The sequence below is a fragment of the Pedobacter agri genome (genome assembly GCF_032678665.1).
Classification (GTDB): Bacteria; Bacteroidota; Bacteroidia; order Sphingobacteriales; family Sphingobacteriaceae; genus Pedobacter; species Pedobacter agri_A.
Window position 1 is genome coordinate 196412 of the sequence record NZ_JAVTSH010000001.1, and the last position, 21510, is coordinate 217921.

Consider the following 21510-nt stretch of genomic DNA (forward strand, 5'->3'; position numbering starts at 1 on the left):
TTCCAGAAAACCAAAATCTATCGGGGGATAAAATATCTGGAATAAACTTAAGAAATACAACATTACTATGCAAGCATTGTTTTTTAGGACAATAAGATTTTGACGATAAAAACATAAACGGCACCATAGTTGTTAAGCAGATTAAATAATTAAAAATCATTACTTATTAGAAATCTATTATGAAAAAGTTATTTACAATTTTAGGATGCGTTGCGTTATTTGCACTGACCACGACGAGCGTTAAAGCGCAGAATTATAAAACAGGTTTGGGTTTAGGTGTTGACTTTGGTGATGGATCTACACAGGTTGGCCCATCAATTAGACACCATTTTAGCAGAAATACAGCGCTACAAGGTGAGGTTTTATTTGGAGGAAACTCAACAGTATTACAAGCATTTTTGCAATACAATGCTTCCATCCCGGGCGCCAAAGGTTTAGATTGGTATGTTGGTGGTGGACCAAGAGTTCAAATCTATAATGGAAATGCCTTTTTAAATAATGACAACTTTACTGCTTTCTATCTAGTACCTATGGTTGGTTTAGATTATAAGTTTAGCGGAGCACCTTTAGCACTTGCATTAGATTGGAGACCTAGAATTTATGTTGGTGACAATAATTTTATTGGTTCAACCGCTGGAAGATTTGGCTTAGGCTTCAGATATACTTTTTAAGCGAAGAGCAGAAAGCTTAAAGCAAAAAATCCCACTGGAAATTTCCAGCGGGATTTTTTATTGACTTAGAACTCAAAACTGCTGAGTTTATTTACCTGTCCATTTTTTGAACACCGCTTTCTGCGTCGCGGTAGCATTTGAATTGATTGTAGCTTTCAAACGCACATTCGGATTTTCTTTTAAGGTTAAAGAAATCTCTTTCTCTACTCCATCGCGTTTAATTTTAAGTTTCAAAACATCGCCAATATTTTTCTTCGAAACTACCGGCAAAGTTTCCAGCGATAACATCGGGCTTCTTAACCTGATGGTTGCCAATGCATCACTAACGGTTACATCATCTAATGAAATAATTTCATCATTCACATTTAAACCTGCAATCCATGCGGCAGAATTTCTGGTGATGGAAGATACCGAGATGGTTCCGTTGTTAGTCAGCTGCCCGCTTGCGCCGCTTACCGGTTTACCAGGCGTTGCATTTTCGGTAGCCACATCAATACCTGCATAACCAAAATATTTTACGTATTCTGCATCATCTACACCATTTACATATTTCGCCCAGAAGTTAGTGAAACTGATTCCGGATATTTTTTCAACCATTGCTTTAAACTCTGCATCAGTATAACCACGTTTCAAAGTTTTGCATTGCAGGTACATGGCTTTCATTACATCATCCAAACTTTTAGCACCCTTTGTAGCATTGATAATTTCCAGATCCATCAAAATGCCAATTACTTCGCCTTTGCTGTAGTAAGAAATGGAATTATTTTTAGAATTTTCATTTGGGCGATAACCAATAATCCAGGCATCATAACTAGAAGATGCAGCCGATTGGTATTTAGCACCAGGTGTGTTGGTAACGGTTCCAATTGCACCGGCAAGATCATTTATAAAAGTAGCATCATCATTAAATCCAGCCCTGTGCATGTACTTGTTTTCGTAGTACGAGGTAAATCCTTCTGCCACCCAAAGGTTGGTGGTGTAGTTTTCATTATCATAATCAAATGGGCCTAAAGCTACCGGACGTAAACGTTTAACATTCCATAGGTGATGGTATTCATGTGCCACCAAAGCTAAAAATCCTTTATAACCTGCTTCGGTATTGTAAGCATTTCTGGTTGCACCTAATGTAGTAGAGTTTAAATGCTCCAAACCACCACCACCGCGTAAAAAGTTATGAACGATAAAAGTGTAATGTTTGTTAGGATTTTCGCCATAAACTGCAGTAATTTCTTCTACAATTTTAGCCATATCTACTTTCAGTTTTTCTTTATCATAGTTACCACCGCCGTACATGGCCACCTCATGGCGAACACCGGCAGCCATAAATTCAAAAACATCCTGGTTTCCAACCTCAATTGGGCTATCGTACAAAATATCGAAATCACTGGCTTTGTAAGTAAATTGTTCTCCGGCTACAGGCTCCAAACCTGTTGAAACTTTACTCCAGCTATTGAATGGGATAATCTTTACCGTACTTGGCGATTTAATCATTCCATCAGGATGCATAAAAATTCCGGTTGGTGATAAGAAAGCGTGAGAATCATCAATAAAAGGCGTACGCACTGAAATTTCGAAAGCGTAAACGCGATAGTTAATTTTAATATTGGCTGCTTTTGCAGAAAATATTCTCCAGGTATTTTTTCTAACCTTTTCTACTTTAACCTGTTTGCCGCCAGCTGTAGCCTTAAACTCTTCAACGCTTTTTTCAAATTCCCGAACAAGGTACGATCCAGGAGTCCATACTGGCATTTTAACGTCAACATAATCTTTTGCCAAACCAGAAATATTCATCTGAACTTCAGCATAATGTGCCTGTGGTTCTTTAAAAGAAACCTCAAAAGCAATTTTTACCTGCGCCTTTGCTGCCATAATACTCGTTAGTAGTAAAACTAAACTTAAAATTGATTTTTTAATAAACATATTGAAGGTGTTTTGCCTACAAAATTATATTTATTGATGGTGTTTTTGAATTAATTAGAAAAATTAGTCGAGATTTAGAAGAACGAAAGCCCGAAGACGGATACCCGGGGCTGGAAGATATAGTTTAATTATCTAACGCTACCAGCAAGCTTTTACTCAAAAACTAGGGTATCTTATTCAAAAAAGCGTTTTATGAATCACACGCCTTAATTCGAACGTTGGAACAATGACTCCAGCCTTACAAAGTAACATCCTTAATACAACAAATTTAGGACTAAACTAATTGAATATTTTTACACTCTAATATCAGCGTTAATTTTAACGTTCAGATAAGCACGACACAAATATAAACATGAAGAAAAGGTATATTTTTTATGCTGTTTTGGCTATTGGCTTGGCCTATTTAGTATATTACAGGATTAACGCGAACAAAAAACTAGAAGGCAAGGGTGGAGCAGGTGGTGCTCAAACAAAAGGAGGTGGTGCTAAAGGTGGCGGTGCAGGGGCGCCCATGGTGGTAGAAGGCATTGTGGTTAAACCAACCGCTTTTGATACAGACCTGGAAGTAACCGGAGCGATAGACGCAAATGAATCTGTGGTGCTAAAAAGTGAGGTTTCAGGTTTGGTAACAGGAATTTATTTTACCGAAGGAACAAATGTAAGCAAAGGCGCTGTGCTGGTAAAAGTTAACGACAGAGATATACAGGCACAATTACAAGAAGCTTTAACTAAACAAAAACTATCTGGCACTACCGAAAACAGATCAAAACAACTTTTAGAAAAGGGTGCCATTAGCCAGGAAGAATATGATATTTCACTTGCTGATTTAACCTCCCTTAAAGCACAAACACAGTTGATCAGGGCGCAACTTGCAAAAACGACCATTAGGGCTCCATTTTCAGGGCGCATTGGTTTACGCAGCATTTCTGCAGGCACATATTTAACGCCGGCAACCGTAATTGCAAATTTAGTGAGTACGAATCCCGTAAAGGTTACTTTTTCAGTCCCAGAGAAATACGCCGGACAAATTAAAATGGGTTCATCTATAACATTTACTACTGATGGTTCCACTAAACAAAACACCGGGAAGGTATACGCTATCGAACCTGGAATTAATGCGGCGACCAGAACGCTACAAATTAGAGCTTTGGCACCAAATGCCGACAATGCTTTATTACCTGGATCGTTTGCCAAAATAAAACTTGCGCTAAATACTTTAGAAAACGCCATCCTTATTCCTAATCAGGCTATCATTCCGGTTTTAAAAGGCAAAATAGTTTATGTCCAGAAAAACGGAAAAGCACAGGAAGTTAAGGTGGAAGCCGGAACGAGAACAGACGAAAACATTGTCATTACCTCGGGCTTAAAAGCAGGCGATACCGTTTTGACCACAGGCTCAATGGCATTGAAAAAAGATGCTCCGGTAAAAGTTAACCTGGTTAAAGAATAATTATGAGTATCTCCACCACGAGTATAAAGAGACCCGTTCTAGCCATTGTAATGAACTTGCTGATTGTTCTGTTCGGAATAATTGGTTACACATTTCTCGGCGTTCGCGAATATCCGTCTATTGATCCAACAGTAGTTTCGGTAAGAACATCTTATCCTGGGGCAAACTCTGATATTATTGAATCTCAGATTACTGAACCGCTGGAAAAATCAATTAACTCCATTGATGGTATCCGGAATATTTCATCTTCCAGTAATCAAGGTACAAGTAACATTACGGTTGAGTTTAATCTTGATAAAAACATTGAAGAAGCAACCAATGACGTTCGTGATAAGGTTTCGCAGGCAGCAAGAAATTTACCAAGAGATATAGATGGTTTGCCAACGGTAAGTAAGGCTGATGCCAATTCCGATCCCATCCTTTCGATGACCATTCAAAGCGACAAGCGAAACACTTTACAATTGAGCGATTTTGCAGAAAACGTAATTGCCGATCGTATTCAAACCATACCAGGAGTAAGTAGCGTCCAGATTCAGGGCCAACGGAAATATTCTATGCGCATCTGGATGGACCCGAATAAACTGAGTGCTTATGGCTTAACCTCACAGGATATTGTGACGGCTCTGGATAATGAGAACGTCGAATTGCCATCAGGAAAAATCACCGGAGAAACCACAGAGCTAACGGTAAAAACTTTAGGAAAGCTGGTTAATGAAGATCAATTCAATAATCTGATTCTAAAATCAGACAGTAACCAGGTGGTGAAACTGAAGGATGTTGGTTATGCTACCCTTGGCTCTGAAAATGAAGAAACCGTTTTGAGGGAATCGGGTAAACCCATGGTTGCAGTGGCTATAATTCCTCAGCCCGGTGCGAATTACCTGGATATTAGTAAGGAGTTTTATAATCGCTTTGATAAGCTGAAGGCAGACATGCCAAACGACATTAAGTTGAAGGTGGCTTTGGATAACACCTTGTTTATTAAACGATCGGTTACGGAAGTGGCCGAAACAATTGGGTTATCATTGGTATTGGTTATTTTGATCATCTACCTTTTCTTTAGAGATTGGGCAATTGCTTTCAGACCATTAATTGATATTCCGGTATCATTGGTGTTTACATTTTTTGTCATGTACGCTTTCGGTTTCTCTATCAATGTACTAAGCTTGCTGGCCATTGTATTGGCAACTGGTTTGGTGGTTGATGATGGTATTGTAGTAACAGAAAATATTTTCAAAAAGGTTGAAGAAGGCATGTCGCCATTTGAGGCCGCCATAAAGGGTTCTAACGAAATCTTTTTCGCCGTAATTTCCATTTCGATTACACTTGCAGCCGTATTTTTGCCGGTTATTTTCCTTCAAGGTTTTGTGGGCCGGTTATTCAGGGAGTTCGGTGTCGTAATCGGAGCAGCAGTTTTAATTTCGGCCTTTGTTTCGTTGACGTTAACGCCAATGTTAAACGCTTACCTGATGAAAAAGGGCGGACATAAACCTTCTCGCTTTTACAATTGGACAGAACCCTACTTTATTAAACTGAACGATGCTTACGCGTCTAATCTGAACAAATTTTTAGATAGACGATGGCTTTCGATTCCTATTATCGTGGTTTGTATGGGATTGATTTTTCTCTTTTGGAAACTTTTACCAAAAGAAACTGCTCCGTATGATGATCGGAGTGCAATTAACATGACGGCCACTCTGCCTGAAGGTGCATCTTTTACTTCAACGGATAAATTTATTATGAAGTTGAACCAGATGGTAATTGATTCCGTTCCTGAGAAAAATGTAAATATTACCATTACTTCTCCTGGATTTGGAGGTGCAGGTTCTACCAACTCAGGCTTTGTACGTATGGGCCTGATTGATGCCGGAGACCGCAAACGTTCGCAGAAGGAGATCGCCGATATGCTGACTAAAATCACCAAAAAATATACGGAGGGAAAAGTAATCGTAAATCAGCAGCCAACCATTTCCGTTGGTCGTAGAGGAGGTTTGCCTATTAGTTATATTATCCAGGCGCAAAATTTCGAAAAACTGAGAGAGAAAGTGCCGTTATTTATGGATGCGGTTTCAAAAGATCCAACTTTTACCGTTTCTGATGTTAACTTAAAGTTCAACAAGCCAGAAATAAATTTAACTATCGATCGTGATAAGGCGAAAAACCTGGGCGTTTCCATATCCGCGATAGCGCAAACTTTAAATCTGGGTTTGAGCGGACAAAGGTTTTCTTACTTCTTTATGAATGGAAAACAATACCAGGTAATTGGCCAGTTCGACCGTGGCGACCGTAAAGATCCGCTTGATTTAAGTTCGGTTTATGTGCGTAGCGACAAGGGAGAATTGATTCAGTTGGATAACTTAGTTACCGCAAAAGAAGAAAGCAGTCCGCCGCAATTATACCGAAATAACCGTTTCATTTCGGCAACAGTTTCTGCTGGTTTATCGCCGGGCAAAAGTATCGGCGATGGTATCGATGCGATGGATAAAATCGCTGATAAGGTATTAGATGAAACCTTTTCTACTGATTTAAGTGGAGAATCGCGGGATTTTAAAGAAAGTTCTTCAAATACCTTTTTTGCTTTTGGTTTAGCTTTACTATTGGTTTATCTGATTTTATCAGCACAGTTCGAAAGTTTCAAGGATCCGATCATCATCATTTTAACGGTACCTATGGCCGTTGCTGGTGCATTTTTATCGCTCTGGTTATGCGGACAAAGCTGGAATATCTTCAGCCAGATTGGTACCATTATGTTAATTGGTTTGGTAACCAAAAATGGTATTTTGATCGTAGAATTTGCAAACCAGCTGAAAGAAAAAGGTGTGGCTATCCCCGAGGCCATTCGAGAAGCATCGGTTTCACGCTTACGCCCTATTTTGATGACGAGTTTGGCCATTGCCATTGGCGCATTACCTATTGCTATGGCTTTGGGTGCCGCGGCAAAAAGTAGGATGAGTATGGGAACTGTAATTGTGGGCGGAACAATGTTTTCATTGGTGTTAACCCTTTTTGTAATTCCGGCAATTTACTCCTACTGGGCAAAGCCTTATAAACCAAATAAAGAATTGAAAAATGCCGATCGTTATGAACAGGAAGCCACACACATAGCAGAATAAGATGAGCAAGAAATTTAAAATATTCATATTCCTATTGATCTTATCCGTTTCTGGCTTTGCTCAGGAAAAGCTCAGTTTACGTGAAGCGATTTCCATTGCATTGCAAAACAACTATGATATTAGAATTAGCAAAAACGAGATCAATATTGCAAAAAACAATGCCAATATTGGTAACGCAGGCATGTTGCCAACAATTGATGGTACTTATACCAACGGCGGAAGTATTCAAAATACCAGGCAAACGCCGGTAACTGGCGAAGATCGCGTAATTCGTGGAGCCAGGAGTACAAACAACAGTTATGGCGCTGATTTAAACTGGACCATTTTTGACGGCTTTACCATGTTTGCCAATTACGACCGGTTGAAAGAACTGCAAAAACAAGGTGAAGTAAATGCCAGGTTAACCATTTTAACTACGGTTTCGGATGTGATTGCAGCATATTATGATGTGGTGCGACAGCAACAGTTGCTGGTAGCTGCAGATAGTGCCATTGATGTTTCTGTATGGCGCACCAATATTGCAAAAACTAAGTTAGAGTTGGGCCGTGGCTCCAAACTCGATGTTTTGACGGCTCAGGTAGATTATAATACCGACACCTCAAACTATATTCAGGTTAAAAACTTTTTGCAGATTGCAAAGGTGCGTTTAAACCAACTGATGGTTAGAGATATTGGCACAGGTTTTACCGTTGCAGATAGCATTGATGTAGATAGAGGAATATTGTTTAGCAAACAGGCAGAAATTGCTGAACAGCAAAACCCGAATGTTCAAAATGCTTTTATTAATCAAAAAATAGCAGCTTTGAATTTGAAATCTATCAAGGGTGCGAGATATCCGGCAATTATTTTAAACTCTGGTTACAGCAGGGCTAAAAGTACGAGTCCTACTGGATTTAACCAGCGTTTTGCTGCCAATGGATTTACTTATGGTGTTACCGCAAGCCTTAATTTATTCAATGGTTTTTTGCAAAGGCAGCAGGAACGGAATGCTAAAATTGATATAGAAAACTCTACCTTAAATTTAAGCAAAACCAAACTGGATGTAAACTCACAACTTTTAACCGCTTACCAAAATTATGCAACGTACCTGGATTTGATTAAGCTTGAACAACGTAACGTAGATATTGCGAAAGAAAATCTCGACATCACCATGGCTAAATATCGCCTGGGAAGTATTGCTCCTTTAGAGCTCAGGGAGGCTCAGCGCAATGCTATTGATGCGCAGAACAGATTTATTGAGATGCAATTCCAGGCAAAAATTGCCGAGACTACACTCAAAGAAATCAGCGGAAATATAGATTTATCCAATTAATTTTTATATTTATTCCCATGATACTTGTTGCAGACAGTGGCTCATCGAAAACCGATTGGATGGGTTATCTTAATGGCGAAATTCTTAAATTTAATACGCCCGGAATCAATCCTTATTTTTTAAGCGAAGAAGATATTAGCAAATTGATTTCAAAAAATGAAACCATTATGCAATATGCCGATCAGGTAAAAGAAATTTACTTTTTTGGAGCAGGCTGTTCTTCGCCCGATAAACATGAGGTGGTATCGAATGGACTATCGGAAGTTTTCACAAATGCTTTTATTTCCGTTGACCATGACCTTTTAGGATCTGTTTACGCTACTTGCGGTAATGCGGAAGGTTTAAACTGCATTTTAGGCACAGGCTCCAATATTTGTTATTTCGACGGCAAAAAAATTCACGACGGCCATCACGGATTGGGTTATGTTTTAGGCGACGAAGGTTCCGGCACCTTTTTCGGAAAAAAAGTTCTTTTGGCATATTTATATAATAAAATGCCGGCGGCACTGGCTGCAGAATTTAAAAAAACTTTCCCTGCAGAAAAAGAGCAGATTATCACCAATGTATACCAAAAGCCTTTCCCGAACATTTATTTAGCTGGTTTTAGCCGTTTCATGGCCAACCACAAAGAGCACCCGTTTATTCAGAATATTTTAAAAACCGGATTTCAGGAATTTGTAGATACGAATGTAAAAGATTATCCGAAACACAAAAATGTACCTTGCCATTTTGTAGGTTCAATTGCTTACTATTATCAGGAAGCTTTAATTGAAGTTTTACTGGCGAATGGAATTGAGCCAGGTAAAATCCTGCAAAAACCAATCGATGACTTATTCAATTTCATCCTTCAAAAAGAGGGAATTGTAAAGCAGGCGAGTTAATTTTGGCATTTATTCGCCTTATAAACTTATTGTTAAAATATTTTTAAGATTGTAAACATAACCACATACATTTTGTTATAATTTTGGAGGCACATACATTGCGCAATAGAATATGAAGAGAATATTAGTAGTAGACGACGACATTGAGGTTTTAGAAACCATACAATTAATACTCGAAATTGGTGGTTTCAAGGTTTCGGCACTGAACGATGGCGAAGAGGTTTTTAACAGAATTGAGACATTCAATCCTGATTTGATTTTACTTGATATTTCTTTAGGCCATATCGATGGTAGGGTTTTGTGCGAGCAACTAAAATCGATAGAAAGTACTTCAAAAATTCCTATTTTATTGATTTCCGGATTGTACGATGCGAAAGACTTCACTACTTTAAATTATGGCCAGGATGATTTCTTATCTAAACCTTTCCAAATGGATGTATTGCTGAAAAAAATTACCAAAATTCTTAATTTGGAAGAAAGTGAACCTAGCTTCCTATTAAACTAAGAACATAAAATACATGATCCAAAGCCAAAAGACTTAATTGTTTTTTGGCTTTTTTGTTTTACTCCGTTAGAAATTGTGCGCTGCAGATTCAATATTTCGGTTGGTGAGGACACCAACCGATAGGGGTAGTTTTCGTCTTCCTAACCGGTCGTCTTTGCGAGTCCCGATTTTTCATCGGGACGTGGCAATCTCATTCGAATAAACAGCCTTACAAATAAGATTACATTAATATTTCGGTTGGTGAGGACACCAACCGATAGTGAATCTTCGTCCTATCCAGTCGTCATTGCGAGTCCCGATTTTTCATCGGGACGTGGCAATCTCATTCATAAATAGCCTTACAAATAAGGTTACATTAATATTTCGGTTGGTGAGGACACCAACCGATAGGGAATCTCCGTCCTATCCTGTCGTCTTTTCGAGTCTCGATTTTTCATTGGGACGTGGCAATCTCATTCGAATAAACAGCCGTACAAATAAGGTTACATTTCAGCTATTAAGAACCTTAACTAATGGATTAGCTCAACTGTTATGAGTATCTTTCATCTGTCATTTTGGCAAATAAAATCGTTTGGAACAAGCATTGATATGCAAGAGTTAGATTAAACAATTTATTTACATATGAGCATACAGGAAAAAGGAAATATCTCCATACACACCGAGAATATTTTCCCGATAATTAAAAAGTTTTTATACTCAGATAACGAGATTTTTCTTCGTGAGTTGGTTTCTAACGCAGTAGATGCGGTTCAGAAAATAAAAAGACTAGGTTCATTAGGTCAGTTTAATGGCGAAGTTGGCCAGCCTTTGGTGCAGGTTGCAGTTGATAAAGAAGCAAAAACCATTACCATTAGCGATAACGGTTTGGGAATGACTGCCGAAGAGATTAAAAAATACATTAATCAGGTTGCATTTTCTGGCGCAAGCGAATTTGTTGAGAAGTTTAAAGATGCCAAAGATGCAAACGAAATCATCGGTAAATTCGGTTTGGGTTTCTACTCAGCCTTTATGGTTGCCGATTTAGTTGAAATCAATACCTTATCATATCAGGATGGTGCAGAACCTGCCCGTTGGGTTTGTGATGGAAGTACTGAATTCGAGATTACAGAAGGCACTAAAACAACCCGAGGCACGGATATCATTCTTCATGTTAACAAAGATTCTGAAGAATTTTTAGAAGAATCGAAATTGCAGGAAATCCTTGATAAATACGCTAAATTTTTACCTGTTCCGATTAAGTTTGGTACTAAAACAGAATCAGAAGAGGATGGCGAGGACGAAGAAGGAAAGAAAAAATATAAAGATGTAGAGGTTGACAACATCATCAATACCACCAATCCGATCTGGACTAAAGCACCTGCAGATTTGTCAGACGAGGATTATTTAAAGTTCTACCGTGAATTATATCCTTTTAGCGAAGAACCATTATTCTGGATTCACTTAAATGTTGATTATCCATTTAATTTAACGGGCGTATTGTATTTCCCTAAGTTGAAAAACGATTTCGAAATGCAACGCAATAAAATCAAATTGTATTCCCGCCAGGTATTTATCACTGATGAGGTGAAGGATATTGTACCTGAATTTTTGATGCTGTTACATGGTGTAATTGATTCTCCGGATATTCCATTAAACGTATCGCGTAGTTTCTTGCAGGCTGATAGCAACGTTAAAAAAATCAATAACTACATCACTAAAAAAGTAGCTGATAAATTAGCTGAGCTTTTCGCTAAAGACCGTAAATCATTCGAAGATAAATGGAAAGATATTGGCTTGTTCGTTAAATACGGAATGATTAGCGAAGAAAAATTCTACGATAAAGCAAAAGATTTCGCTTTGGTTGGCAATACTAAAAATGAGCTTTATACTTTAAACGAGTACAAAGAAAAAGTTGCGCCATTACAAACTGATAAAAACGGAACAGTTGTTTATTTGTATTCAAATGATGCCTCGAAACAAGATGCTTTTATCCAATCGGCGAATAAAAAAGACTATGATGTTTTAGTTTTAGATTCTCCAATTGATAATCATTTCATTCAGCAGCTAGAACAAAAATTAGAAAAAACTTCTATTAAACGTGTTGATTCTAGCGTTGCTGATAAGTTAATTGAGAAAGACGAAGTTAACGAACATGTTTTAAGTGAAGATCAGGTTAAGGAAGTAACCACCATTTTTGAGAAAGCAATTACCAAACCAGGTATGCAGGTTGAGGTTGTGGCTTTAAACCCTGATGAACTTCCGGTAACCATTACCATGGATGAATTTATGCGTCGCATGAAAGATATGGCAGCAATGGGTGGCGGCATGGGCTTCTACGGTCAGATGCCTGATAGCTATAAAGTGGCCATTAACGGTAACCACAAATTGGTTAGCAAAATCTTAAAAACAGAAGGCGAAGAGCAAAGTAATTTGGCTAAGCAAGCTGTAGATTTGGCGTTGTTGGCTCAAGGCATGTTAACTGGTGCAGAGCTTACTGCATTTGTGAGCAGAAGTGTTGAGTTGATTTAATACTACTAAGATTAACGAGTAAAGGGAGAATCGAAAGATTTCTCCCTTTTTTTATTTAGATCTAAATCCGAGAATTCATTTACATAAAAAAAAGCCCTAATGAATTAGGACTTAATCTCTATAGAATTTTCGGGACTCTTAGATTAAAATAAATATGTTTAACTGGCAATTGATTTTTGCTCCACATTGAAATAATCTTTGTGTTCTTCGATCATTTTTGCAATGGTTGCCGCTTTGGTATCAGTAAGTTTAAACTCAAACAATGGCTCCTGGTTTTTCTTAGATTTTACCATTTTCTCAGTGTAAAAGCGGTAAACCAATCCGTTGGTTAGCAAACCATATTTTGCTTTAGTTTTACGGAAATACTTAGATAAACGTGAATCATGAATATCCAGGTTATCATCGTGATGTTTACATTCTACTAAAATTGTAGGCTCACCATCTTTCATAATGGTGTAATCTACCTTTTTACTTTTCTTAACACCGAAATCCAAAACCGCCTCCGATTGTACTTCAGATGGATCAAATCCCAATATCTGAATAAAAGGCATTACCAACGCGTTCCTCGTCAAATCTTCAGTTTGAACTTGCGGAAGCATTTTCTTAATTCTAACAGCAAACTGGCCGATTTCGTCTTTAAGTTCCATGATTATGTGATATAGATTTTAGATGTTTTTTTAAGTGTTATTAATTCAATAATAGTTTTGCAATCTTAAACGATATACAGTAGTTATGTTTTGTTTAATTTTTGCCAAACCCAGTATTGTATGGCCTGTTTTTAATTATCTTATCTACAGGCTACACAAGCATGGGCAGGCAGATGTAAAGGGTTAATTAATTTATTTACCAACCAAGGCAAATCATATTAATTATCTGTTTTTGGCAAACAGTATAAAGATTATTAAAATTAGATAAGAGAGATATTTTTTTACACGAACCCGTGTGTTTATTACACGAAACCGGAAGTTTTTTCAGACTGAAAAATTGGCTTAGATTTTTTTAATACAGCAGGCAAAATCAATTCTTTTTTTATTTAACTTGCGGTAAAATCACTCCAATATCATATTTACTATATCATGAATCTAAAATGCGTTGTTATTGATGACGAACAACATGCGATTGAGGTACTTACGGACCATATAGCAGAAATGCCGGGCCTAACTGTTTTTAAAACTTTTACAAGCCCTGTTCAAGCCTTAACTGAAATTAGTATTGACGATGAGATCGATCTCCTTTTCATGGATATTGACATGCCCGGGATTAACGGGTTGGAACTTGCTAAAAACATCAGGGAAAAAGCTAAATATTTAGTTTTCACTACAGCCCATCCCGATTATGCGTTACAGGCTTTTGATGTTCAATCAGATCAATATTTACTAAAGCCTATTTCATTTGCGAAATTTGCCTTAGGTATCGACAGGATTTTGAAGAAAGAAGCAAATAATGCTAAAGCTGCTTCAAAAGATGCCGATCAGGTGGCTGCACTTTATATTAAAGGCGACCACAAATACGCTTTTTCTAACATCGCTATTGATGAAATACTTTACATCAAAGCGCTTCAAAATTATATACAGATCATTACTAAGTCTGAAACGCATACCACCTACCTTACGTTAAAGGAAATTGAAAAAGCTTTAGAAAACCACGCCTTTATCCGTGTGAATAAATCGAATATTGTTGCTAAAACTGCGATCAAAAAAGTAGATGGAAATATTATCCGTCTGGTAAATAATGAAATGATCCAAATTGGCGAAGGCTATAAAGAAGCTTTCTTCGCCTATGTACAAAGTAGCTTACTGAAATCTAACAGAAGTCAATAATTACTTTTTGAAAATTTCAATAGTTGATAAAACAGTTTTAGCAGTTACTGTAGATGGATCAGTTTGAAAACCATTTTGATCTTTAACATTTTTGTAAACGAAAACAGTTTTTTTTGATAATTGAGTAGTGCCTTGAGCTTTCATAATATAATGATTTAATGTTGTTGTTATTAATTTCTGTAAAGGTGCGATAGTTAAGCAAGTACCCATATTTTTTTACACAAAACACCAATTTTAGAAGATAAAAGCCCTGTTTTAATAGATTTAACGCCAAAATAATGAGTATTTTTAACATAAAAGAATTTTATAAAAAGTATAAATATCATCTCATCGCGTGGAGTTGCTACATTATTTATGAGGTTTTTATTACAGGCTTGATCAATAAAGTTTTTGGGCAAACTGGAAGTTATATAATTGCATATTCTTTAGCCATAACCATATTTTATACGCATAGTTGTTTATTTAATAACGAGCTAAATCGCAAAAAAAAATCAATACTTTTTTTAACCATACCCATTCTAATCATTGTTGAAATAGCGACCTATACATTACTGGTATTTCTTTTACGCCATATCTTTAGCAGCCTTCATATTATCAAACTGAATGCACCAATAACTTTCGATAGAGATTTTATTGCCAGCAACATTTGGCGATCGTTATATTTCATTGGTTTTGCTACTGGTTACGTATACATCTTAAAATCGTTTGAAGATAGGAAAAAAGTAGAAGCGCTTGAACGTCAAAGTCTTGTTACACAGATAGAAAAACAGGCTTTAGAAAATGATTTGGTGCAATCTCAGAATAATTTTCTCCGCAGTCAGATCAATCCACACTTTTTATTTAACACCTTAAATTTCATTTATAACGATGCCCGCAAAAAGGCACCCATGGCAGCTGACGCGATTATGAATTTAGCCGAAATGATGCGTTATGCCCTAAAGCGGCCAGAAGCATCAGAAATGGTTCCTTTAAGTGAAGAAGTGGAACAGATAGAACACCTGATTAACCTGCACCAGTTACGAACAGCAAACACGCTAAACCTGAAACTGGAAGTAAACGGCGATTTGTTTGGCCTGCGGTTTCCTCCCCTAATTTTGCTAACGTTAATTGAAAACATATTTAAACATGGAAACGTAACGCATTCTACGCAAACCGCAACAATTAAAATAGATTACGATAACAATAACCTAAACATTAGTACCATAAACATGGTGAACGATGTAAAAGGCAAACAACATGAAAGCCATCATGTGGGTATAGATAATATTAATAAACGATTAGCCAACTTCTATAAAGACGACTACATATTTAGGTATTATAAAGACCCACTGAACCGATATATTACTGAGATTGATGTTCCGGTAGTAAACCCAATGGCGAAATTAAATCTTAACCAATAGCGTTTTTACGTTGCATATCTTTTAGTAGAAAATAATACATCACCATTTCATTTGTACGCTGATCGCGGCTAAATAAGCGGTTTACATGCATGTGCATCAAATCTGTAAATAATTTTGCTCTGCGGTTTCCCTCTGTTCTCTCAAGTATTTTTATTAGGGAATTTTTAAACGTATTAAAAGCATCGCTTAGGCGATCATCCGATAAATCGGGATTGCGCCGATACAGCTGATATTGTTGATTGAGTTTCTTAAAATCAGCTGGATCCAGATGATGTTCATCGTTAAAGGAATCAGACATCAACTTAATGATTTGCACAAGTTCTTTAGCGTCGAAAACTGCAGCGTTTTTAAGTTCATCTACTACAGCAGCACACCATTTGTACTTTGTAAAAGCATCAGTCTGATTTTGCAATACCGACAATACAAATTCACTGTCGACTAAAAAGTGTTCTTCTACCTCTTCAATCAGATCCGCACCGTAGCGTTCTATTTCTCGTTTATAAGTTTTGAGCTGGAGATCGGAAACTAAACCGCTTTCCACATACACTTTTAGATAATCGCCAAAAGCGGAAGTTAGTTTTTGGCCGTCTTCTTCCTCATGCAGCAAAACCCTAAAGCGCAAATGGTTACCATTTTCATTGTATCTAATAAAAAACCAGGATTTAATTAAGGAATTAAAATCTTCCAAAAATGCAGGAATAACACCGATTAAAAGTTCGTCGGAGCGCTGCTGATGGCAAAAGATTTCGAAATACAACCATTCCTTTCCTGGCAAAAAAGTACTTTGAATTGTTGCTTCCTGAACATCTAAACTGCCGACACCTTTATAAATACGATTATTATGGTAAAGATTAAGGATGAACTGAGCCAGATATGGTTTTTGATGCTGATCTACCACCGGACTGAATGTTGGGAAAATAACCTCCTCCAGATACAATTTGGTTTGCTTCTGCATAAATAGAATCAGCGCATTCAAATCTTCATCAAGTTCTAAATCAAAGCAAAGTGTTTGGTCGGATAGGCCAGTTTTGAAGAACCTGGAAACACCTAATTTTTTTAAGAAAGCACGACAGTTTTCTACTGTTAATGCATTTTTGGCAGAATAAAAATTTTCCTTACTTACTTGCCATTTCGCAGCGCTCAAAACAATGTTATAATATTGAAAGCGTGGATAAAAAGTTAAGTCAGGAAAAATACTATCTAAAGGTAGCGAGAGACTTGTTTGTAAACCCTGGTGTTGCAAATCGCAAAGTAACCTGAAAACAGAAAGATCAGAACGGGCGTAGTTATAAGCAGAAGCCATGCGGGGAATAAGCCGTTTGTTCAATTGCCTCGATCTCAAAATCACTTCATTATCTCTTACAGCAATTTGAATATCGCGAAGCGAAAGCGGTACATCAGAAGTATCAAAATTTAAGATGGACAACTGATGATTATAAACCAGTTTCCGCCGATTGATATTATCTACATTGGTTTCAACCAGATAAGCCACATCGAAAAACATCACCTCAGGATTAGCATTTTGTTCAATTGCTGAAGTTTCTTTGCAGTAGGCTTCTACCGCAGCATCGGCAATAGAAAAACGGCCGGTTAAGGCATTGGCTGTGGCGCCACCGATCTGATCGATGCAAATTAAATCATCAGCCAAAGACATCAGTAAACTAAATGAATTGGGCAAAAGGCTTTCCCTTTCATTGGTATCAAAAGTTAACTGATTCAGGAAAACTGGTTCCTGGTTTATAAAATTTTCGGCCGAAAGCTTGTGTTTTAAAACCGCCTTCAAATCGTTTTTATCTTTTTCGCTTTCTTTCTTTCCCTTAAACTGCGCTACAAAATCATCTTCACCTGCTTGTTCCAATTCATCGTAACCAACGCCCATTTCCGGATCGAGGGCTACTGACAGTGCAATTTCCTGCTGATCAAACTTTTGTTTAAACCGCCTGATGAAACTCGTTAATGCCTCACGCTCATTTGACTTTAAAACTTTACTTAATAACTGAATCAATCCCGGCAAAGGTTTAAGCAGTTTTTCATCCAATCCTCCACCAATCATTTTTCGCTCTGCGATGAGGTATTGAGGTTTATCTGCGGTAGCAGCAATTCCGAGCCTTTCAAAATAATCCTGTCCTACAATATTAGGGTCGTGCTCACTAAAAATCAGCTGAAGGCTGTGCATATCTTTCAACAGGTTGATAACATTTGTTTCTCCATCCTCATTTAAATCAAGTTTCGCTAATAATACTTTTACCTTTACGGGTTCACTACAAAGCTTAAGAATTTGTGCTACCAAGTCATTGTGGTCAATCTCTGCCAGTTCAAAAACGCCATCGGTACAAGCGATATAACGGATGCCGTTGTTTGTTGCGTAATAACTGCTATTACTAAATAACTGAATATCTGCTGAAAGTAACTGTTCGAAATCAAATTGCAGTTCATTGCGATAAGGCCAATCGATAAACCGGTGGACAACCTGTGCTTCATTGATGATGATTTTACTTTCTGCTGCAGAAAATGCCTTTTCTAACAAGCTGAAACTGGCAAAGGTACCATACGGTGTAGAGCGGTATTTAGCCCGGTTAAAATATTTCCAAATGGTGAAACTTACTTTTGGTGGAAGATTTTTTAAATCATCGGCCTGAACGTCCTTTATCGTTTCGTAAAATGCAGATGATGATATGGCAATTGCATTTTTAAGTTCATCCCAGCTGGAAGCAATATCGGCTTGATAAGAAAATTTTGGTGTTCTAAAAATGAGGGAGGGATGAATATTAAGTTTCATGGAAATCAATTGTCAGGCGAAAATTACAAAGATTAATTTTAAAACAAACCATCGCCCAAACTAAAAAAGCCACCTTCAACATTTGAAGATGGCTTTCAACGGGACTCATTTGGAGTATTTATTTCTTGGTAACCTTAAATTCTGTTCGTCTGTTTTTTGCCCTTCCTTCCGGATTATCTTTTTTCTTCTTGCCTCTTCCCGTCTCATTGGGCGCAATAGGCATCGATTCGCCATAACCTTTTGAAGTCATCCGTGATTCCGAAATCCCTTTACTCACCAGATAATCAACGCATGATTTAGCCCTTTGATTTGACAAATTCAGGTTGTATTCATCGGTGCCAATATTATCGGTATGCGAACCCAACTCAATTTCCATTTCCGGGTTATCTTCCATAATCGGGATTAAAAAATCAAGCACTTTTTTACTAGGCTCGGTAAGTTCAGCGCTGTTAAATTCATAGTAAACGTTATCTAAAGCGATTGGAATACCCAATTTAAACGGACTAATGCAATAATCTTTGTAAATCATGGTATCGGCCTTTGCCAATTCCTCATAAGGATAATTTTTAGTGATGGAAAAATAGTTATCCTTTGCGAAAAGTAACTTTACAGGTCTTTTTGAATCAACTTTGAACAGGTATTTGCCATCTGGCCCCGTAACTACTTTTTGGGTACTTTCTGCATTCGAGAACGAAACTGTCGCGTCGGCCAAGGGCAATTTAGTTTTGCAATCGGTAAGTATACCACTGATATTGAAAAATTCTTTTTTAACCTCAAACACTTCTAAACAGCAAGATGATTCCCGGTCGGAGCTGATATAACCTCTGGTTCCCTGTTCATTTGTCGCAGTAAAGTATAAATCATCTTTTGATGAGTTGAATGGATAGCCCAGATTCTTTGGTTCTGTCCAGGTGATTAAATCGCCTTCAGCTTCAAAAAAATCCAGTCCACCTAACCCCACTCTCCCATCGGTACTAAATAGCAGTTTTTTAGTTACCGTATTGTAATTTGGCGCCCTTTCATCGTCTTCAGTATTTATGGTTGGACCCAAATTTACAGCCTGGCCTAAGGTACCATCTTCACGGATGGCGCAATACCATAAATCGAATTTACCATATCCTCCACTCCTATCCGAAGAGAACAAAAGAAACTTTCCATCGGCAGTTACAAATGGCTGGCTCGAATTAAAATCTTTACTATTAATTTCTAAACCTACCTGTACCGGCTCTGACCATTTATCATCAATTTTAGTAGCGGTATAAATCGAATATCTTTCCCTTTCCCGCCAATAAGTGAAATAAACTTTTTTGCCATCAGGCGTAAAACTTGCCGCAGCGGTTTCCACGTTTCTTGGTAAATTTAAATCCATCATCCTTACCGAAATATCAGCAACACCCAGATCGCTTTTGGTAGTATATAGATTATTGATGAAAGGGTTGGCTTTTGTAGAAATCTGAACTTCACCAGCTTCGGTTTTCATGATATCCTTTTTTCCTGCGGTGGCCACCGGGCGAGAAGAGGTAAAATAAAAATCGTTACCCACTTTAACTGGCGCATAATTAGAACCCAATCCATTTACATTACTCGCTATTTTTCTAATCTGTACCATCCGTGGAAAACGCATTTCCTCTAAAGCAAATTTGCAGGAAGCAATTTCCTTCTGCGCCTCTTTAACCAATGCATCATTCGGATTTTTTCTGATAAAAACCTGAAAGGCATCAATAGCAGGGTTAAACTTTTTATTTGCCCTTAAGCATTCGGCATAATAAAATTGTGCCTTTCTATAACGGGTATTTGTAAAAGTAATGGCTACGGCATAGTATTTTTCTGCTTCTGAAAACTCCCGGTACAAACGGCTGGATTCTGCCAGATTGTAGATAGAACCTTCATAATCCTCAATCCCCTTTTCATCTTTTGCCGATTTTCTTTCTGTTCCGTATGGAAGAAGTGCAAGCGTACTATCGCCGGTTATTTTTAAAGCCTTTTTATAAAATGTAGATGCCGCGTAGTAATCTTTGTTTTCAAAATAAGTATCGGCAACCCTTTTATAGTTTACCACATACTGTGCATTTGCGTAACCAAAAGATACCAATAATAAAAACAGTAATATTTTTTTCATTTTGAATATGGATTATAAACGTGGACAGAAAAAGTTCGGGCCGATAATTCCATTCCGACCGATTAGTGAGATCGATAATTCCAAACCACCATTGCTGTTTGATGCCCTGCTAAAAGATGAGGTATTTACATCGTAACTTAAGCCAAAAACCATGTTACGTAGCTGTAAACCAACAAATGCAATTGCGGCATCTTTTAAGCGGTAATTGCCACCAAACAAGATATTTGATGATGGATTAACATTTAACTGAGCGTAGGCACCAAGGGAAATTTCATTGGTATTTCCCTGGTACATGGCTAAAGCATTCGGCACAATATCCAATAATTCTGAAGCCCTGATTCTGGCACCACCATGGGCGGTAAAACGCATCGGGATGCGGGAATCTGTTCCTGAGAACCGATCTGTTGGCCTGGTTAAGTGAGCAGCACTTGCACCCAGAAAAACGTTAACACCTTTGTTTGGATTACCATCGAAATACATGATCCCGGCATTTACATCAGGAACAAGTGATGATTGCGACTGGAAAGTTTCACCGCTCATCATTCCACCGTCGTAGCCACCAATCGGATTAAACTGATTTCCAAAACGACCCTGAGAAAAATCGAAACTTCTGTTGATAATTCCGGCTTGTAAGCCAAAGTTGATCATCTGCAAACCTTCAAAACCAAATCTCAACCGGTAGGAACCTGATACCAGTGCGGTTAGATAGTTGAAATCCAATTCGCCTGCCCGTTGATTCAAAACGGTGGCACCGAAAGCAAAATTTTTCTTTGGTGCCATATCGAATGAAGCACCTCCGGTGAGGAATGAATTATTTAAAGCGCCCCATTGTTGTTTAAAATTTACACTGGCCCGGTAATCGCCATCTACTACGCCTGTTAAGGCGGGATTAAGCCATAACGGATAAGCATAATACTGCGAAAAGTGAGGATCTGTTTGCGCAAATGATTTAGCTGAGCAAATAACCAAGCCCACAATAGCTACATACACTTTTAAAATCGATAATATTTTCATGGAATTTGATTTTTTTCG

The 21510-nt window shown here is 37.7% G+C and carries 15 protein-coding genes; 9 read left to right on the forward strand and 6 right to left on the reverse strand.

Going from position 1 to position 21510, the window contains the following annotated elements:
- Nucleotides 1-179 precede the first annotated feature (179 nt).
- A complete protein-coding gene (locus tag R2Q70_RS00960; protein WP_316805820.1) occupies nucleotides 180-671 on the forward strand; it encodes a hypothetical protein in 492 nt (163 codons plus the stop codon).
- Nucleotides 672-758: 87 nt separating this feature from the next.
- Here the strand turns inward: R2Q70_RS00960 and R2Q70_RS00965 are convergent, their stop codons facing one another.
- Nucleotides 759-2591 carry a peptidase M61 gene (locus R2Q70_RS00965; protein WP_316805821.1) on the reverse strand — a complete coding sequence of 611 codons (1833 nt, stop codon included), beginning with the start codon at nucleotides 2589-2591 and terminating at the stop codon, nucleotides 759-761.
- A 352-nt stretch (nucleotides 2592-2943) separates the two neighbouring features.
- Here R2Q70_RS00965 and R2Q70_RS00970 point away from each other — a divergent pair, with 352 nt between their 5' ends.
- From R2Q70_RS00970 to htpG, 6 genes are all read left to right on the forward strand, one after another.
- A complete protein-coding gene (locus tag R2Q70_RS00970) occupies nucleotides 2944-4041 on the forward strand; it encodes an efflux RND transporter periplasmic adaptor subunit (RefSeq protein ID WP_316805822.1) in 1098 nt (365 codons plus the stop codon).
- Nucleotides 4042-4043: 2 nt separating this feature from the next.
- Nucleotides 4044-7154, forward strand: a complete 3111-nt coding sequence (locus R2Q70_RS00975) for an efflux RND transporter permease subunit (protein ID WP_316805823.1) — start codon at nucleotides 4044-4046, stop codon at nucleotides 7152-7154.
- A 1-nt stretch (nucleotide 7155) separates the two neighbouring features.
- The gene (locus R2Q70_RS00980; RefSeq protein WP_316805824.1) at nucleotides 7156-8466 is read left to right on the forward strand and encodes a TolC family protein; all 1311 of its coding nucleotides are present in this window, start codon (nucleotides 7156-7158) and stop codon (nucleotides 8464-8466) included.
- A gap of 17 nt (nucleotides 8467-8483) precedes the next feature.
- Nucleotides 8484-9347: an N-acetylglucosamine kinase gene (locus tag R2Q70_RS00985; protein ID WP_316805825.1), complete on the forward strand. Its 864-nt coding sequence runs from the start codon at nucleotides 8484-8486 to the stop codon at nucleotides 9345-9347.
- 112 nt (nucleotides 9348-9459) lie between these two features.
- Entirely contained in the window at nucleotides 9460-9852 is a 393-nt protein-coding gene (locus R2Q70_RS00990; RefSeq protein ID WP_010600587.1) for a PleD family two-component system response regulator, read from the forward strand.
- Nucleotides 9853-10473: 621 nt separating this feature from the next.
- The gene (gene htpG / locus R2Q70_RS00995; RefSeq protein ID WP_410478344.1) at nucleotides 10474-12360 is read left to right on the forward strand and encodes a molecular chaperone HtpG; all 1887 of its coding nucleotides are present in this window, start codon (nucleotides 10474-10476) and stop codon (nucleotides 12358-12360) included.
- Nucleotides 12361-12518: 158 nt separating this feature from the next.
- Here htpG and R2Q70_RS01000 read toward each other — a convergent pair whose 3' ends face one another.
- Nucleotides 12519-13007, reverse strand: a complete 489-nt coding sequence (locus R2Q70_RS01000; RefSeq protein WP_010599752.1) for a type I restriction enzyme HsdR N-terminal domain-containing protein — start codon at nucleotides 13005-13007, stop codon at nucleotides 12519-12521.
- Nucleotides 13008-13436: 429 nt separating this feature from the next.
- On the opposite strand from R2Q70_RS01000, the gene R2Q70_RS01005 reads away from it, so the two are divergent.
- Nucleotides 13437-14180 carry a LytTR family DNA-binding domain-containing protein gene (locus R2Q70_RS01005; protein WP_316805826.1) on the forward strand — a complete coding sequence of 248 codons (744 nt, stop codon included), beginning with the start codon at nucleotides 13437-13439 and terminating at the stop codon, nucleotides 14178-14180.
- Here the strand turns inward: R2Q70_RS01005 and R2Q70_RS01010 are convergent, their stop codons facing one another.
- Nucleotides 14181-14324: a hypothetical protein gene (locus tag R2Q70_RS01010; RefSeq protein WP_316805827.1), complete on the reverse strand. Its 144-nt coding sequence runs from the start codon at nucleotides 14322-14324 to the stop codon at nucleotides 14181-14183.
- A 134-nt stretch (nucleotides 14325-14458) separates the two neighbouring features.
- On the opposite strand from R2Q70_RS01010, the gene R2Q70_RS01015 reads away from it, so the two are divergent.
- Nucleotides 14459-15580 (forward strand): sensor histidine kinase, encoded by a 1122-nt coding sequence (locus R2Q70_RS01015; RefSeq protein WP_316805828.1) that lies wholly within the window; start codon nucleotides 14459-14461, stop codon nucleotides 15578-15580.
- On the opposite strand, the gene R2Q70_RS01020 is transcribed toward R2Q70_RS01015, so the two are convergent.
- The 3 genes from R2Q70_RS01020 to R2Q70_RS01030 all read right to left on the reverse strand — a co-directional run bounded on the left by R2Q70_RS01020 (nucleotide 15570) and on the right by R2Q70_RS01030 (nucleotide 21492).
- Nucleotides 15570-18359 (reverse strand): thiopeptide-type bacteriocin biosynthesis protein, encoded by a 2790-nt coding sequence (locus tag R2Q70_RS01020; RefSeq protein ID WP_316805829.1) that lies wholly within the window; start codon nucleotides 18357-18359, stop codon nucleotides 15570-15572. The two genes, R2Q70_RS01015 and R2Q70_RS01020, sit on opposite strands and share 11 nt — an antisense overlap.
- 118 nt (nucleotides 18360-18477) lie before the next feature.
- Entirely contained in the window at nucleotides 18478-20478 is a 2001-nt protein-coding gene (locus R2Q70_RS01025) for an OmpA family protein (protein WP_316805830.1), read from the reverse strand.
- Nucleotides 20479-20490: 12 nt separating this feature from the next.
- A complete protein-coding gene (locus R2Q70_RS01030; protein WP_316805831.1) occupies nucleotides 20491-21492 on the reverse strand; it encodes a PorP/SprF family type IX secretion system membrane protein in 1002 nt (333 codons plus the stop codon).
- Nucleotides 21493-21510: the final 18 nt, after the last annotated feature.

Bases quoted from the DNA above. Each gene is read 5' to 3' on its own strand.
- R2Q70_RS00975 (WP_316805823.1), top strand. From the start codon at position 4,044: ATGAGTATCTCCACCACGAGTATAAAGAGACCCGTTCTAGCCATTGTA.
- R2Q70_RS01005 (WP_316805826.1), top strand. From the start codon at position 13,437: ATGAATCTAAAATGCGTTGTTATTGATGACGAACAACATGCGATTGAG.
- R2Q70_RS01010 (WP_316805827.1), bottom strand. From the start codon at position 14,324: ATGAAAGCTCAAGGCACTACTCAATTATCAAAAAAAACTGTTTTCGTT.
- R2Q70_RS00990 (WP_010600587.1), top strand. From the start codon at position 9,460: ATGAAGAGAATATTAGTAGTAGACGACGACATTGAGGTTTTAGAAACC.
- R2Q70_RS01015 (WP_316805828.1), top strand. From the start codon at position 14,459: ATGAGTATTTTTAACATAAAAGAATTTTATAAAAAGTATAAATATCAT.
- R2Q70_RS00970 (WP_316805822.1), top strand. From the start codon at position 2,944: ATGAAGAAAAGGTATATTTTTTATGCTGTTTTGGCTATTGGCTTGGCC.
- R2Q70_RS00965 (WP_316805821.1), bottom strand. From the start codon at position 2,591: ATGTTTATTAAAAAATCAATTTTAAGTTTAGTTTTACTACTAACGAGT.
- R2Q70_RS00985 (WP_316805825.1), top strand. From the start codon at position 8,484: ATGATACTTGTTGCAGACAGTGGCTCATCGAAAACCGATTGGATGGGT.
- htpG (WP_410478344.1), top strand. From the start codon at position 10,474: ATGAGCATACAGGAAAAAGGAAATATCTCCATACACACCGAGAATATT.
- R2Q70_RS01000 (WP_010599752.1), bottom strand. From the start codon at position 13,007: ATGGAACTTAAAGACGAAATCGGCCAGTTTGCTGTTAGAATTAAGAAA.
- R2Q70_RS01030 (WP_316805831.1), bottom strand. From the start codon at position 21,492: ATGAAAATATTATCGATTTTAAAAGTGTATGTAGCTATTGTGGGCTTG.
- R2Q70_RS00980 (WP_316805824.1), top strand. From the start codon at position 7,156: ATGAGCAAGAAATTTAAAATATTCATATTCCTATTGATCTTATCCGTT.
- R2Q70_RS01020 (WP_316805829.1), bottom strand. From the start codon at position 18,359: ATGAAACTTAATATTCATCCCTCCCTCATTTTTAGAACACCAAAATTT.
- R2Q70_RS00960 (WP_316805820.1), top strand. From the start codon at position 180: ATGAAAAAGTTATTTACAATTTTAGGATGCGTTGCGTTATTTGCACTG.
- R2Q70_RS01025 (WP_316805830.1), bottom strand. From the start codon at position 20,478: ATGAAAAAAATATTACTGTTTTTATTATTGGTATCTTTTGGTTACGCA.